The organism is Streptomyces tropicalis, assembly GCF_029269835.1.
Classification (GTDB): Bacteria; Actinomycetota; Actinomycetes; order Streptomycetales; family Streptomycetaceae; genus Streptomyces; species Streptomyces tropicalis.
On sequence record NZ_JARJBB010000004.1, the window covers coordinates 482,156 to 495,228 of the forward strand.

The 13,073-nt window shown below is 74.5% G+C and carries 12 protein-coding genes and 1 pseudogene; 8 read left to right on the forward strand and 5 right to left on the reverse strand.

Going from position 1 to position 13,073, the window contains the following annotated elements:
• Positions 1 to 161: 161 nt before the first annotated feature.
• The 3 genes from P3H78_RS11190 to P3H78_RS11200 all read left to right on the forward strand — a co-directional run bounded on the left by P3H78_RS11190 (position 162) and on the right by P3H78_RS11200 (position 3,187).
• Complete coding sequence (locus P3H78_RS11190) at positions 162 to 314, forward strand: hypothetical protein (RefSeq protein WP_276108723.1); 153 nt, start codon at positions 162 to 164, stop codon at positions 312 to 314.
• A gap of 66 nt (positions 315 to 380) precedes the next feature.
• Positions 381 to 2,249 (forward strand): ABC transporter ATP-binding protein, encoded by a 1,869-nt coding sequence (locus P3H78_RS11195; RefSeq protein ID WP_276108724.1) that lies wholly within the window; start codon positions 381 to 383, stop codon positions 2,247 to 2,249.
• Complete coding sequence (locus P3H78_RS11200) at positions 2,246 to 3,187, forward strand: serine/threonine-protein kinase (protein ID WP_276108725.1); 942 nt, start codon at positions 2,246 to 2,248, stop codon at positions 3,185 to 3,187. Before P3H78_RS11195 ends, P3H78_RS11200 begins: the two co-directional genes overlap by 4 nt.
• On the opposite strand, the gene P3H78_RS11205 is transcribed toward P3H78_RS11200, so the two are convergent.
• The 4 genes from P3H78_RS11205 to P3H78_RS11220 all read right to left on the reverse strand — a co-directional run bounded on the left by P3H78_RS11205 (position 3,175) and on the right by P3H78_RS11220 (position 6,321).
• A complete protein-coding gene (locus P3H78_RS11205) occupies positions 3,175 to 3,975 on the reverse strand; it encodes a hypothetical protein (protein ID WP_276108726.1) in 801 nt (266 codons plus the stop codon). The genes P3H78_RS11200 and P3H78_RS11205 overlap by 13 nt on opposite strands.
• Positions 3,965 to 4,552: an RNA polymerase sigma factor gene (locus P3H78_RS11210; protein WP_276108727.1), complete on the reverse strand. Its 588-nt coding sequence runs from the start codon at positions 4,550 to 4,552 to the stop codon at positions 3,965 to 3,967. Before P3H78_RS11210 ends, P3H78_RS11205 begins: the two co-directional genes overlap by 11 nt.
• 765 nt (positions 4,553 to 5,317) lie before the next feature.
• Positions 5,318 to 5,746, reverse strand: a complete 429-nt coding sequence (locus P3H78_RS11215) for an ArsR/SmtB family transcription factor (protein ID WP_276108728.1) — start codon at positions 5,744 to 5,746, stop codon at positions 5,318 to 5,320.
• Between the two features lie 200 nt (positions 5,747 to 5,946).
• Positions 5,947 to 6,321, reverse strand: coding sequence for a roadblock/LC7 domain-containing protein (locus tag P3H78_RS11220; protein WP_276108729.1), 375 nt, complete (start codon positions 6,319 to 6,321; stop codon positions 5,947 to 5,949).
• 319 nt (positions 6,322 to 6,640) lie between these two features.
• On the opposite strand from P3H78_RS11220, the gene P3H78_RS11225 reads away from it, so the two are divergent.
• Positions 6,641 to 7,384: a DUF4232 domain-containing protein gene (locus P3H78_RS11225; protein ID WP_276108730.1), complete on the forward strand. Its 744-nt coding sequence runs from the start codon at positions 6,641 to 6,643 to the stop codon at positions 7,382 to 7,384.
• A 48-nt stretch (positions 7,385 to 7,432) separates the two neighbouring features.
• Here the strand turns inward: P3H78_RS11225 and P3H78_RS11230 are convergent, their stop codons facing one another.
• Positions 7,433 to 8,083 carry a class I SAM-dependent methyltransferase gene (locus P3H78_RS11230; RefSeq protein ID WP_276108731.1) on the reverse strand — a complete coding sequence of 217 codons (651 nt, stop codon included), beginning with the start codon at positions 8,081 to 8,083 and terminating at the stop codon, positions 7,433 to 7,435.
• A 224-nt stretch (positions 8,084 to 8,307) separates the two neighbouring features.
• Here P3H78_RS11230 and P3H78_RS11235 point away from each other — a divergent pair, with 224 nt between their 5' ends.
• The 4 genes and pseudogenes from P3H78_RS11235 (at position 8,308) to P3H78_RS11250 (ending at position 13,073) form a co-directional block, all read left to right on the forward strand.
• A complete protein-coding gene (locus P3H78_RS11235; RefSeq protein ID WP_276108732.1) occupies positions 8,308 to 8,823 on the forward strand; it encodes a hypothetical protein in 516 nt (171 codons plus the stop codon).
• Between the two features lie 51 nt (positions 8,824 to 8,874).
• Positions 8,875 to 9,102, forward strand: a pseudogene (locus P3H78_RS11240) (hypothetical protein); the annotation flags it as partial.
• 159 nt (positions 9,103 to 9,261) lie between these two features.
• The gene (gene proP, locus P3H78_RS11245; protein ID WP_276108733.1) at positions 9,262 to 10,767 is read left to right on the forward strand and encodes a glycine betaine/L-proline transporter ProP; all 1,506 of its coding nucleotides are present in this window, start codon (positions 9,262 to 9,264) and stop codon (positions 10,765 to 10,767) included.
• A gap of 281 nt (positions 10,768 to 11,048) precedes the next feature.
• Entirely contained in the window at positions 11,049 to 13,073 is a 2,025-nt protein-coding gene (locus P3H78_RS11250) for an ATP-binding protein (RefSeq protein ID WP_276108734.1), read from the forward strand.

The following is a 13,073-nucleotide window of genomic DNA, read 5'->3' on the forward strand; positions in this document are numbered from 1 at the left end:
GCGGCCTGCGCGGCGACACCGCGCCGCCCCCGGGAGAACCTCCGGGCACCGCGGAAGGCCTCGGGAATCCTCGGGAAATCCCGCAAACCGCCATCCCATTCGGGCCCGCGCCCGTATCGGATACGTGGCACGAGCCACGTGGCACCCGCAGGAGGCACACGATGGCGATCTTCAAGGATCTCTTCCCGGCCAGGCACCGTGACCACGGGGACGAAGGGACCTCGGGACACGACGACACCTCGATGGGGGAGGGGCGGCACCACCACCGGCACGACGACGAGCGCCGCGACCGCCGGTTCCGCGACCACCGATGAGGACCGGGCGGGCCGGTCTGCCGGGGGAACCGGTCCGCCCCGTCGCCCGTCCGGGGAGTCAACCCCATGCCGAGCCTCCCGCGCTCCCTCCCGTGGTGGCCGCCGCCGGTCCGCGAGGACGGTGAAGCCGTCGTCGCGGCCGCGCCGGCGCTGTCGCCGCGCACGGTGTTCCGGCGGTTCTGGCCCTACACCCGCGGCCGCCGCGTCTGGCTGGTGCCGCTGCTGCTGTTCAGCCTGCTCGGCCCCGTCGTCGACGCGGCCGAGCTGTGGCTGTTCAAGCTCGTGGTCGACGACGTGCTCGTCCCGCGCGACCTCCGGCCGTTCCTGTGGATCGCCCCGGTCTACCTCGGCCTCGTCGTCGCCTCCGGCCTGCTCGGCTACGCCGACGACATGACCTCGGCCTGGGTCGGCGAGAACTTCCTGCTCGATGTGCGCGCCGACGTCTTCCGCCACGTCCAGGGGCTGTCCCCCGGCTTCTTCGAGCGGCGCCGGCTCGGCGACGTGCTGTCCCGGGTGACCGGCGACGTCGACGCCGTCGAGACCTTCCTGCTGTCCGGGGTGGCGACCGGCCTCTACCACGTCGTCCGGCTCGGAGTCTTCCTCGGGCTGCTCTTCTACCTCCGCTGGGACCTCACCCTGCTGGCCCTGTTCGTCGTGCCGCTGTTCTTCTGCGCCGCCCGGCACTTCTCCCGCCTGATCAAGGACGCGTCACGCGAGCGCAGACGTCGCACCGGTGCGCTCGGTGCCGTCGCCGAGGAGTCGCTCGGCAACGTGACCCTGGTGCAGGCGTACAACCGGCAGGACTGGGAGGCGCGGCGCTTCGACCGAGAGAACACCGGCCGGTTCCACGCCGCGCTGGCCGCCACCCGCATCCGTGCCCTCTACGGCTCGCTCGTCGAGGTCGTCGAAGTCACCGGGGCCCTCGCCGTCATGGGCCTCGGCACCTGGGAACTGGCCCGGGGACAGCTGACGCTGGGCGGCCTCCTGGTGTTCCTCGTCCTGATCGGCAAGCTCTACGGCCCGATCCGCGGTCTCTCCCGCCTGGGCAACACCTTCTACGCCGCGTCCGCCTCGGCGGAGCGGATCCTCGAACTGCTGGACCAGCGGCCCCAGGTGACCGAGTCCCCGGGCGCCCGGCGGACCGGCCGGGTACGCGGCGACGTCGTCCTCGACGGCGTGACCTTCACCTACCCCGGCACCTCCCGGCCCGCCCTGTCCGACGTGTCCCTCCACGCCGCCCCGGGGGAGACCGTGGCCCTCGTCGGAGCCAGCGGGGCGGGCAAGTCCACGGTGGCGAAACTGCTCCTGCGCTTCTACGACCCCGACCGTGGCGCGGTCCTGCTGGACGGGACGGACCTGCGCGAGCTGCTGCTCGGCGACGTCCGGGAGAGCGTCGCCGTGGTCCTGCAGGAGACGCTCGTCCTCCACGGCACCGTACGGGAGAACATCGCCTACGGCCGCCCCGGCGCGACCCGCGAGGAGATCGTCGCCGCGGCCCGCGCGGCCGACGCCCACGACTTCGTCGAACGGCTCCCGGACGGCTACGACACCCTCGTCGGCCGGCACGGCCGGACCCTCTCGGGCGGCCAGTGCCGGCGGCTGGCCATCGCCCGCGCGATGATCCGCGACGCCCCCGTGCTGCTCCTGGACGAACCGACCACCGGCCTCGACACGGAGTCCGGCCGGCGCGTCATGGAACCGCTGCGCCGCCTGATGGCCGGGCGGACCACCATCGTCGTCTCGCACCACCTGCTGACCGTCCGCGACGCCACCCGCATCGTGGTCCTCGACGACGGCCGCGTCGCCGAGTGCGGCACGCACGCCGAACTCCTCCGCCGGGACGGCGTGTACGCCCGGCTGCACCGCCTTCGCCCCCGGCCCGGTGCCCCAGCGGCCGTGGCCGCGGACCCGCCGCCGGACAGGGTGCCGTCGTGACCGGCGTGCCCGCATCCGCCCCGACCCCGGACCCGGCCCCCGCGCTGGACCCGGGCGACCGGCCCGCACCGGGATACGAGGTCCTCGGCCACCTGGCACGCACCGGATGGCTCGACGTGTACGACGCCTGGAGCGAGGACCGGGCCTGTCGGTGCGTCCTGAAGACGGTGCGCCCCGACCGCCGCGACGAGGCGCCGCTGCGCGGGCGCCTGCTGCGCGAGGGCCGGTGGCTGTGCGCCTTCACCCACCCCCACCTGGTCCGCGGCTACGACGTGATCCGGACGCCGGACGCGCTGGTCGTCCTGGAGACGCTGACCGGGGAGACCCTCGCCCACCTGCTCCACCGGCTGCGGCGCCGGCCAGCCGCCACCGACGTGGCGCTCCTGGGCGTCCAGCTGTGCTCCGCGATCCACTACCTGCACGGCCGGGGCCTGCTCCACCTGGACCTCAAGCCGTCGAACGTCGTGGTCGAACGGGGCCACGCCAAGGTGCTCGACCTGAGCGTGGCCCGGCCGCCGGGACCCGCGCCGCCCGGTCTCGGCACCCCCGCCCACCTGTCGCCCGAACAGGCCCGCGGCGGCGAGCTGTCGGCGGCGGCCGACGTGTGGGGCATCGGCGGCACCCTCTACGAGACGGCCGCCGGGGAGCCCCCGTTCGGCCGGTGGACGGCAACCGGCCCGGATGCGGTCGCGGGTGCCGGTGCCGGCGTGGGTCCGAGTGCGGGTCCGGGCGGCCGTGCGGGTGCGGCCGGCGGCGCCTCGGCCCGCGGCACGGACACCCCGTACCCGGACGGCCCCGCTCCGCCGCTCTCCGCCCGTCGGCGCCTGCCACGCGCCCTCGCCGACGCCGTCGACGCCTGCCTGAGCCCCGACCCGCGGCGGCGGCCGACGGTGCCCGAACTGGCCGCCGCCCTCGGCGCCGTGGCTCACCGGCCGTAGGCGCCCGCCGCGGACCCCGCCGCGCGGTCCGGACCGGCCGCCGGGAAGCGGGCGGTGGCGAGCACGGTCCCGTCCGCCGCGGTGATCCGTGCCCCGGCCACCGGCGCCGCGCCGATCGACACCGGGCCGCCCCAGTAGCCGTACCCGCGGTGCACGGTGAAGTCGCCGACCCGGAGCGTCCTGCCGTCGCCGCGCTCCAGCAGGCAGGTCACCCTGCCGGTGTACGGGGTGCCCGCGTCGGCCAGGTCCACGGACATGTAGACCCAGCCGGGCGTGCCCCGGTGGACGTAGATGTCGCCGACCGGCGTCCCCGCGGCCCGTGGCGACATCAGCGGCGCCTCCATCAGGTCGACCACCGACGCGCCGGGCGCGGCCGGCCCGGCGACGGCGCCCTGGACCGCCGTGCCGACGGCCCACCCGCCGAACCCGAGGGCCAGCACCGCCGCGGTCGCCGCGGCGGCGATCCGCAGCCGCGGCCGCCGTCCGGCACCCGGCCACGGGAGACGGGACCCGGGCCGCCGTGCCGCGGCCCGCCGCCCCGCGTGCCCCGAGGCCTCCCGCATCAGAGCCTGCGCCACCCGGGTCTCGAAGCCGACCGGCGGCTCGCTGCCCGGCAGCAGCCCGATGAGCCGGTCGCCCACGAGCGTCAGCTGCTCGACGTACTCCCGGCATCCGGGGCACCGGTCCAAATGGGCGACCGCCCCGGACCGCTCGCGGCCCGGCAGCACCCCGAGGGCCAGCTCGGCGCCGATCTCCCGCAGTCGTGCGCAGGTCATCTCAACAGTCATGGCCGCCTCGCTCCGAGGGCGCGAGCGCGGTGCGCAGCTTGCCCATCGCCGTCCTGATGCGTGTCTTGGCCGTCCCCAACGGGATCGCCTCCCAGTCGGCGACCTCCTGGGCCGTCATGCCGTAGATCCCCGCCATCACCAGCGCCCGGGCCTGCTCGCGCGGCAGCCGCGCCACCGCGGCCCGCAGCCGCGTCGACGCCTCGTCGGCCAGCGCGTGCTGCTCGGGTGTCCGCCCGACGACGCCCAGGACGGCGTCCAGGTCCTCCGGCGCCACCGGCTCGGGCCGCCGTGAGCGGACGGCGTCGATGGCCAGGTTGCGGGCGATCGTGGTGAGCCAGGTCGTCACCGACCCACGCCGCGGATCGTAGATCTGCGCGTGCCGCCACGCCCGCTCGAAGGTCTGCTGTGCGATGTCCTCGGCGAGCTGCGGATCCCCGGTGACGGCGACGGCGACCCCGAAGACCGTGTGCTGGAACCTCCGGACGAAGGTCACCGCTAGCTCCGGGTCGCCGGTGGCCAGCCCCGACAGCAGCGCCTCGTCCGGAAGGCGCCCCACGGGGAACCGGAACCTCTGCACACCGGTAGGTACGGTGCGTCCCCGCCCGGGGATTGCCCCGCCGCCACGGAAGACCCTGCCAGCCCCGGCCACCCTCTCGCCCCTCGACGATCACGGCCCGGCCCCGGCCCCCGCCCGGGGCGCCTCCCCTCCATCATGCGGCGGCCGCGGCGGCCCCGCGGGGGAGCGAGCCGGGGCGCCGGCGGTCCGCTCATCCGTGCCGGCGGAGGAACTCGGCGATCCCGGTGCGGGTCGGACGGTCCGGCAGGGGCGCAGGCCCGGCGTCGAGGAAAGCGGTGATCACCGCGCAGGCCCGCTCGTCGGTGTGGTCGAGGCCGCGGCGGCCGTCCGCCGAAGTTCGACCCCGGGGGCTACGAGGCGAGGCACGCGGTCGAGTGCGGCGTCGATCGTCTCGAAGGACACCGCGCCGTGGCCACGGGGTACGACCGGCTCGCGGTCCGCTACGAGGCGACCGTCCTCGTCGCGGCCGTCGACGACGGGCGGTGACCGGCGTCGCAGAGAGTGATCCAGTAGCGGCGCTCGCCCCCGATGTGGGTGCTGCGCACGTCTTCGAGGACGCCGCCCTAGCTCTCGATGGTGCGCGCCGAGCCGATGTCGCCGTCGTCGCAGGTGAGGAGGACCTGGCCAGCCGGGCGACGTGACTCGCCCGCCGCTCCCCACGGAACGCGTTCCATGCCGTGCGCCCCGGGGAGCGGCACGAACCCCGGAGCTCAGAGGGCAGTTCAACACCTCTGGGACGTCGCTCCGGACGTCGGGAGGACGAGGCTAACGACTGCTGCCGGCCGACACCGGGGGAGTGGGGCTGCCGACCCGTAGAGGACGCGCCGGGCCGCCGACTGCCGTCGGGGGGGCCGGGACGGCGGCCGGCTCAGGCTCGCGGAGTTCGGCGAGGAGCTCGTTCCGGCCGGCGAGCAGCTCGGTGAGGATGCGGCGGGCGGCGCGCAGCAGTTCGGCGACGTCGCCGCCGGCGAGGGCGTAGCGGACCGTGGAACCCTCCCGGATGGACACCACGATGCCGGAACGGCGCAGCACGGCCAGCTGCTGCGACAGGCTCGACGGCTCGATCTCGATGTCGGCGAGCAGGTCCCGCACCGGTACGGGGCCGTGCTGCAGGAGTTCCAGGACCCGGATGCGCACGGGGTGTCCGAGCATGCGGAAGAACTCCGCCTTGGCCTGGTAGAGGGGGACTTGCATGAGTGCTCGCTCCCTGCAGCGTCGGTGATGGACGTCGGGCCGGCGGCGGCGCCCCGAGGGACGCCGCCGCAGAACGTGCCCTGCCGGGCCGATCCTCGCCGCCCGGGACCGCGTGCATCCATGACTTGGAATCTTGCTGATGTGGTGACTTGAAGAAGTCTTCACATCATGGGCGCACGCCGCCCCGGCCCGACGCCGGCCTAGACCTCGAGGTGCTCCTCGACCCGTTTCAGCTGGAGCCGGGCCATCGCCAGGTTCGAGCGGGTCTTGTCGAGCACGAGGTACAGGAACAGGCCGTTTCCGTTGCGCCCGGTGACCAGGCGGATCAGGTGGTACTGCCCGCCGAGCGTGATGAGGATGTCCTCGATCTCGCTCTTCAGGCCCAGCTGTTCCATGGTGCGCACCTTGGCCCGGACGACGTCCGTGTTCCCGGCCGCGGCGATCGTCAGGTCCAGATCCTTGCCCCCGCCCAGCGTGCCCAGAGCCATGCCGCTGGTGTAGTCGACGACGGCCGCCCCCAGCGCCCCCTCCGTCGAGGTCATCATCTCCTTCAGCGACACTTCCACACTCGCCATGGAGCCCCTCCCCTTGATTGCGTGCTGCGGCGGGCCGGTGGTCTGTCCGGCCCGCCCGGTGATCGCACCGTAGGCACGCGGCCGGGGCGCCCGGCGGCTGCTCTCCATAGGTGACGGCAGTTGACCGATAGGAGGCGCCAATTGATCGACGAGGGAACGGGAACGACCTGTTCAGGTGCGGTCATGACCGCGGAGAGGCGGTCCGTGTCACCGCACTGTCACAGCGCACCGGCGGCGGAACCCGGCGGGCCGCGGCTCTGTCTCCCTGGGCGGGAGCCGGCGCGGGCCGGATCCGTGACGCACCACTCGGGGGGATCTCATGCAGTACGCACACCGCATCCGCGGCGCCGCGCTGGCGGCCGCGGCCGCCGCGGCCGTCCTGTCCGTGACGGCCTGCGGGCCGGCGGACGCGACGGGCACCGCCGCGCCGACCGCGTCCGGGCCGTCGGCGCCGACGACGGGGTCCCACGGCACGCCCGGGCCGGCCGCCGCCTCGTCACCGGCGGGTACCCCGGCCGGCGGCGCGTCCGCGACGCGGACCGGCACCTCCCGCGGAGCCTCCTCGGGAGGCGCGAGGACCGCCGGGACGGGCACGCCGGGTGGCTCGGGCGCCGCGACCGTGCGCGCCTGCGCGGCGGGCGACCTGCGGGCGACCGCGCGACAGGCCGTCCACCGCCCGTCGGGCACCGGCGTCGGTGCGGCCGTGGTGCGGTTCGTCAACCACTCCGCACGGCCGTGCCGGCTCCAGGGGTATCCGTCGGTGGCCGGCGCGGGCAACGGGTCGCCGCAGCGCGGCATCCCGCTGAAGGTCACCCGCACCGGCGCCGCGACCCCCGTACGGCTGGCGCCGGGAGGCAGCGCCTGGCTGAAGCTCACCTTCGTCCAGGTCCAGGGCGAGGGCGACGGCTACTGCGTCTCCGGCGCGAAGCCGTCGGCGTTCCCCACGCTGGTCATCGGCCTGCCCGGCTCGGGAGCACACCAGGTCGCCCTCGACGACGGGGTCTTCGCCGAGTGCGACAACAAGGTCACCGCCACCGCGGTCACCTCGGTGAAGCCGTCCTGAGCCCCCGCCGGGGTGTGGCGCCGCGGGGCGACAGGGCGCAGGACGCCCTCACGGCCTCGCGGCGCCGGACCGGCGGCAGTGCAGGAACAGGTGTGGTTCCGGCACCGCCTCGGGGTGCGCCGGTGTGAACAGCACCGATTCACGGGACTCCACGACCAGGCCCGACTCGGCCGCGAGTGCGGCGAACGCCGAGGCGCCGAAGCTCGTCACCCGCACCGGCTGCCCCATGAAGGCGGCGTCCACCTCCTCCACGTCCAGCGGCACCGTGGCCAGCACCACCGGGCCGCCCGGCGCGACGACCCGGGCGATCCCGCCCACCACGGCCGCCTGCTCCCGCCGCGGCATCTGCAGCAGGGAGAAGTACGCGCAGGCCGCGTCGAACGCACCCTCCTGCGCCGCCAGGTCCCGTACGTCGGCGCACCGGAACTCCGCGTCCGGGACCTGACGGGTGGCCAGTTCCACCATCACGGGTGAGATGTCGAGGCCCAGCACCCGGTGCCCGGCCGCGGCCAGCGCGGCGGCGGTGGGCCGCCCCGTGCCGCTGCCGACGTCCAGCACCCGGCTGTCCGGTCCGAGACGCTCCAGCAGCCACTCCAGCGAGGCGTGGTGCGCCCGGGAATGGGCGAACGCCTTCTCGTAGTCGGCTCCCAGGGCGTCGAACACCGCCGCGGCCCGCTGCCGTTCCTCCTGGTCGCCCACTCGGCCTCCCCCGACGTGACGGCATCCTCGGTGCGGGCATCGTCGCACCTGCGGATGCCCCGGACAACGGGGACGCGCGACGGCCGAGGACGAGTCGGCCCCGGTCGGACAGGCGTTCAGGACGACGAGGGTACGTGTGTTCGATCCTGGAGCGAAAAAGGAACACGACGTCACAATGCGGCTATACGGGCACATTTCTGCCGAACGACCGTCAGTATCGCCCCATGCACCCACTCCGTACGGTCGCGGCTGGCCTCCTGCTGCTGTCCGCCATGACGGCCTGCGGCGGCCGGACCGTCACCGTCTCCGTCCCGGCGGACGCCCGGAACCGCCACGGCGCCACCGGATCCCTCTCCGCCCGCAACGTCTTCGAGCAGCTGGCCGCCTCCGTGGGCTCGATCAGGAAGACAGGCGTCGTGACCGCCGGGAACGACCCGGGCCATCTCCTGGGCCGTCACCACGAGTACCTCTCGAAGGTCACGTTCTCCGACAGCTTCGTCGCCGGGAGCGACGTCACGGGATCCGGCCGCGGCGAGGTCGAACGGGGAGGCGCCGTCGAGGTCTTCGCGACGCGCTCCGACGCCCGGGCGCGGGCCGCCTACATCAGGGGCGTCACGCGGGCGATGCCGGCGTTCGCCGAGCGGGACTACCTCCGGGGCCGCATCCTGGTCCGTGTCTCGCGCTACCTGGACGCCGCGCGCGCCGAGGCGTACTCCCGCGCCGTGGACCAACTCACCTGACCCTGCGGTACCCCCGGACGGGTGTGGCATGTAGGGGCAGGGCATGCGGCCGCCCGGCTCCGGGCCGTCGACGGCACCGCCCTCGACACCGTCGGCCACTGCGGCTACCCGCACGGCAGCGACCCGGACGACCCCTTCGCCGACCTCGTCCGGTGGGTCAACCAGGAACTGATCCACCGCGGCGCCGAGATCGCCCTGCTCCGCGACCTGTACCGCGCGCGGAGCTCCTGCCCCGGCCGTCTTGGCCCTTTCTTCGCCGAAACGTCGACCACGCCCTGACGGCCGGGCCGGCGGGGCCCACCACACCCGACCGGGCGTTGCGGGCGGGCGGACCCGGGCCCGGGTGACGAGGATCCCTCTGACGGGGTGTTCCGTTTGCTCGCGCCACGAGTGAGCAGGCGCTCTCCTGGACTACCGCGTTCCTGAGAGGGGAGCCCCATGGCCGACAGCGCATCCGATCCGGTGACCGACGCCGATCCCGAGGCGGTACGGCGTCATCGCACGCTGTTCCGCGCCGTGGAACGGCGTCGCAACCCGCCGCTGCGCCGGACGGACATCACCGTGACCGACACCGGTGCGGTGAAGCGGGCGGTGAAGGCCGCCTCGCTCGGCAATGCCATGGAGTGGTTCGACTTCGGCATCTACAGCTATCTGGCGGTCACCCTCGGGCACGTCTTCTTCCCCTCCGGGAACGACACGGTGCAACTGCTCTCGTCCTTCGCGACGTTCGCGGTGTCCTTCCTGGTGCGGCCGGTCGGCGGCATGGTCTTCGGCCCGATGGGCGACAAGATCGGCCGCAAGACGGTGCTCGCCCTGACCATGATCATGATGGCGGTCGGCACCTTCGCCATCGGCCTGATCCCCAGTTACGCCACCATCGGCTTCTGGGCCCCCGCCCTGCTGATCCTCTTCCGCCTGGTCCAGGGCTTCTCCACGGGCGGCGAGTACGGCGGCGCCTCCACCTTCATCGCCGAGTACGCGCCCGACCGGCGCCGCGGCTTCTTCGGCAGCTTCCTCGAACTGGGCACCCTGGCCGGGTACGTCGGCGCGGCGGGCCTCGTCACCGTCCTGACCGCGGTGCTCGGCAGCGGCGGCATGGAGTCCTGGGGCTGGCGCGTGCCGTTCCTGGTGGCCGGCCCCATCGGGCTGGTCGGCCTCTACCTGCGACTGCGGCTGGACGAGACCCCCGCCTTCCGGAAGCTGGAGGACGGCTCCGCCCACCGGGCGTCCGACGCGGCGTCCTCGGTGGAGACGACCGCCAAGGGCGACCTGGCGAAGATCTTCCGCGACCACTGGCCGGCGCTCCTGCTGTGCGTCTGCCTGGTCGCCGCCTACAACATCACCGACTACATGCTGCTGTCGTACATGCCCACCTACCTGACCGACCAGATGGGGTACTCCGACACGCACGGCCTGCTGGTCCTGATCGTCACCATGGTGGTCCTCATGCTGGTGATCAACTCCGTGGGCCGGCTCTCCGACCGGATGGGCCGCAAGCCGCTGCTGATGGCGGGCATGCTCGGCTTCCTGCTCCTGTCCGTCCCCGCCTTCCTGCTGGTCAAGCAGGGCAGCCTGTGGGCGGTGTCGCTGGGCATGCTGATGCTCGGGCTCTCCCTGGTCTGCATGCTCGGGACGATGTCGGCGGCGCTTCCCGCCCTCTTCCCCACGCATGTGCGCTACGGCTCGCTGTCCATCGGCTACAACGTCTCCACCTCTCTCTTCGGCGGGACGACCCCCCTGGTGATCACCGCTCTGATCTCGGCCACGGGCAACGACCTCATGCCCGCGTACTACACGATGGCCGCCGCCTTCGTCGGGGTGATCGCCGTGGCCTGCATGAAGGAGACCGCGCGCCGGCCGCTGGCGGGCTCGCCGCCGTCCGTCGCCACCGCGGAGGAGGCCGCGGCGATGGTCGAGGACCAGGCGCCGGCGCCCCGGTTCTGACCGGAGCGGCGCACCGTCCCTCCCGCGTCCGTCCGGCCCCGGTCCGCCGCGCCGCCCTGGCCGCGGGAGCGATGCTCCCCGGCCGCGGGCCGCGGCCCGCGGGCCGCGGCCCGGCGGCACCGCGGGGCCCGGCCGACTGGCGCACGGAGCAGCGGAATCCGTCCTCCGGGCCGCCGGTGCGGCGTCCGGGCCGGGGGGCGGGACACGTCGGGATCAGGACGTAGATCACCCGAATGTGGCAATGTGCCCCGTGCGCGCCGCAGGAGGGCGAGACTGGTGCCGTGCTGAGCAACCTTCCCGAGAGCGATGCCGAACTCGTGGGCCGCCGGGCGGAGCTGGAGGACCTCGCCGACGCCCTGAAACGCCACCGTGTGGTCACCCTCACCGGGACCGGCGGGGTGGGCAAGAGCCGTCTCGCGCTGTGCGCCGCGCACCGGGTCCGCGACGCCGGCGCCCGCGGGGTGGCGTGGGCCGACCTGTGGCCGCTGCGGGACGACCGGTTGCTGATCGCGACCGTCGCCGACGCCGCCGACTTCTCGGACCACACCGCGACCATGCCGCTGGACGCCCTGTGCGAGTGGCTCGCCGACAAGGACGCCGTCCTCGTCCTCGACTCCTGCGAGCACCTCCTCGCCGACTGCCGCCCCCTGGTCGCCCGTCTCGTGATGTCCTGCCCGTCGCTGACCGTCCTGGCGACCAGCCGCGAGCCGCTCGGTGTGCCCGGCGAGCACGTCCGCCCGGTGGAGCCGCTGCCGGTCGAGACCGACGCCCTGGAACTGCTCGCCCGCCGTGCCGAGTCCGCGGGCGCCCCGCTGACCGCACCGGCGGACCTGGTGGCCGCCACCCGTCTGTGCCGCTGGCTGGAGGGGATCCCCCTCGCCCTGGAACTGGTCGCCGGACAGCTCGCCGAGCGGACGGTCACCGCGATCGAGCGGGACCTGCGCTCCCGGCTGGACGTCGCGTCCGGCGACGGCCCCGGCGGACCGCCCCGCCACCGGACCATGCGCACCGCCATCGGCTGGAGCCACGAGCTGTGCGCACCGGCCGAACGGCTGCTGTGGGCGCGGCTGTCCGTCTTCCGCGACGTGGTGGACGCCGCGACCGTGCGTGCCGTCTGCTCCGGCGGGCCGCTGCCGGCCGCGGACGTCGACCGGGCGATCGCCGGACTGACGGCGAAGTCCGTCCTGTTCCGCACCGGCACCGGCTACCGCATGCTCGACACGGTCCGCGAGTACGGCGGCATGTGGCTCGACGCCGTCGGCGAGGCCGTCCCGATGGCCGACCGGCACGCCGAGCACTTCCTCGCACTGACCCGGCGGGCCCACGGCGCCTGGCTCGGCCCCCACCAGGCCGCCTGGTACCGGAGGGTGGAGGAGACCCACGCCGACCTGTGCGCGGCCCTGGACCACTTCCTCGCCACCCGGCCGCATGCGGCCCTGGAGATGGCGGGCCTGCTGGCCTTCTTCTGGAGCTGCTGCGGGCATCTGCGCGAGGTCACGGTCTACGTCCAGGCGGCCCTCACCGTCGCCGACGAGCCCACCCCGGCCCGGACGAGGGCCCTGTGGGGGCTCGGTGTGGCCCGCGTCCTGCGCGGCGAGCACCACGCGGCCGGCAGCCTCGCGGAGACCTGCCGGCTCGACGCGCAGGCGCAGGGCGACGACGAGGGCATCCTCCACGCCGCCTACCTGGAGGGCCTGATGCACCTGCTCAACGGGCGCCCGATGGCGGCACGGTGGGCGGTGGACACCGCACTGGACACGGCGGAGGGCCCGGGCGTCGCCTCGGCCGGGCAGGCCGTGTGCCGGCTGGTACGGGTCTTCGCGCTCACCGCGGAGGGACTGCTGGAGCAGGCCCGCCGGGAGGCCGGGGACCTGCACGCCGCCTGCGTGGCCCTGGACGAGTGGTGGACCCGCTCCTACTGCGACTACCAACTGGCCCTGATCGCGCTGTTCGAGGACCGGGTCGAGGACGCCGCGGGCCACGCCGTGTCGATGCTGGAGGGCAAGCGGCACATCGGCGACAGCTTCGGCCTCGCCCTGGGCCTGGACCTGCTGGCGGCGGCGCTCGCGGCGCAGGGAGCCGGGGAGCCCGCCGTCGCCGCGTACGGCGCGGGGGAGACCTTCTGGAGCGCGGTCGGCCACCCGCAGCGCGGCACCCCGGAACTGGGCCCGGTCCGGGAGCGCTACGAGGCCACCGCCCGGTCCCTGCTCGGCGACGACGGCTACGAGGAGGCGCTGCTCCACGCGCTCTGCCGCGATCCCGAGACCGTCCTCGCGGACCTGCTGGACCGGGCGGCCGGCGGATGA

Coding starts and splice junctions, on each gene's coding strand:
- P3H78_RS11220 (WP_276108729.1), bottom strand. CDS start 6,321: ATGGCGAGTGTGGAAGTGTCGCTGAAGGAGATGATGACCTCGACGGAG.
- P3H78_RS11235 (WP_276108732.1), top strand. CDS start 8,308: ATGCACCCACTCCGTACGGTCGCGGCTGGCCTCCTGCTGCTGTCCGCC.
- P3H78_RS11225 (WP_276108730.1), top strand. CDS start 6,641: ATGCAGTACGCACACCGCATCCGCGGCGCCGCGCTGGCGGCCGCGGCC.
- P3H78_RS11195 (WP_276108724.1), top strand. CDS start 381: ATGCCGAGCCTCCCGCGCTCCCTCCCGTGGTGGCCGCCGCCGGTCCGC.
- P3H78_RS11205 (WP_276108726.1), bottom strand. CDS start 3,975: ATGACTGTTGAGATGACCTGCGCACGACTGCGGGAGATCGGCGCCGAG.
- proP (WP_276108733.1), top strand. CDS start 9,262: ATGGCCGACAGCGCATCCGATCCGGTGACCGACGCCGATCCCGAGGCG.
- P3H78_RS11215 (WP_276108728.1), bottom strand. CDS start 5,746: ATGCAAGTCCCCCTCTACCAGGCCAAGGCGGAGTTCTTCCGCATGCTC.
- P3H78_RS11190 (WP_276108723.1), top strand. CDS start 162: ATGGCGATCTTCAAGGATCTCTTCCCGGCCAGGCACCGTGACCACGGG.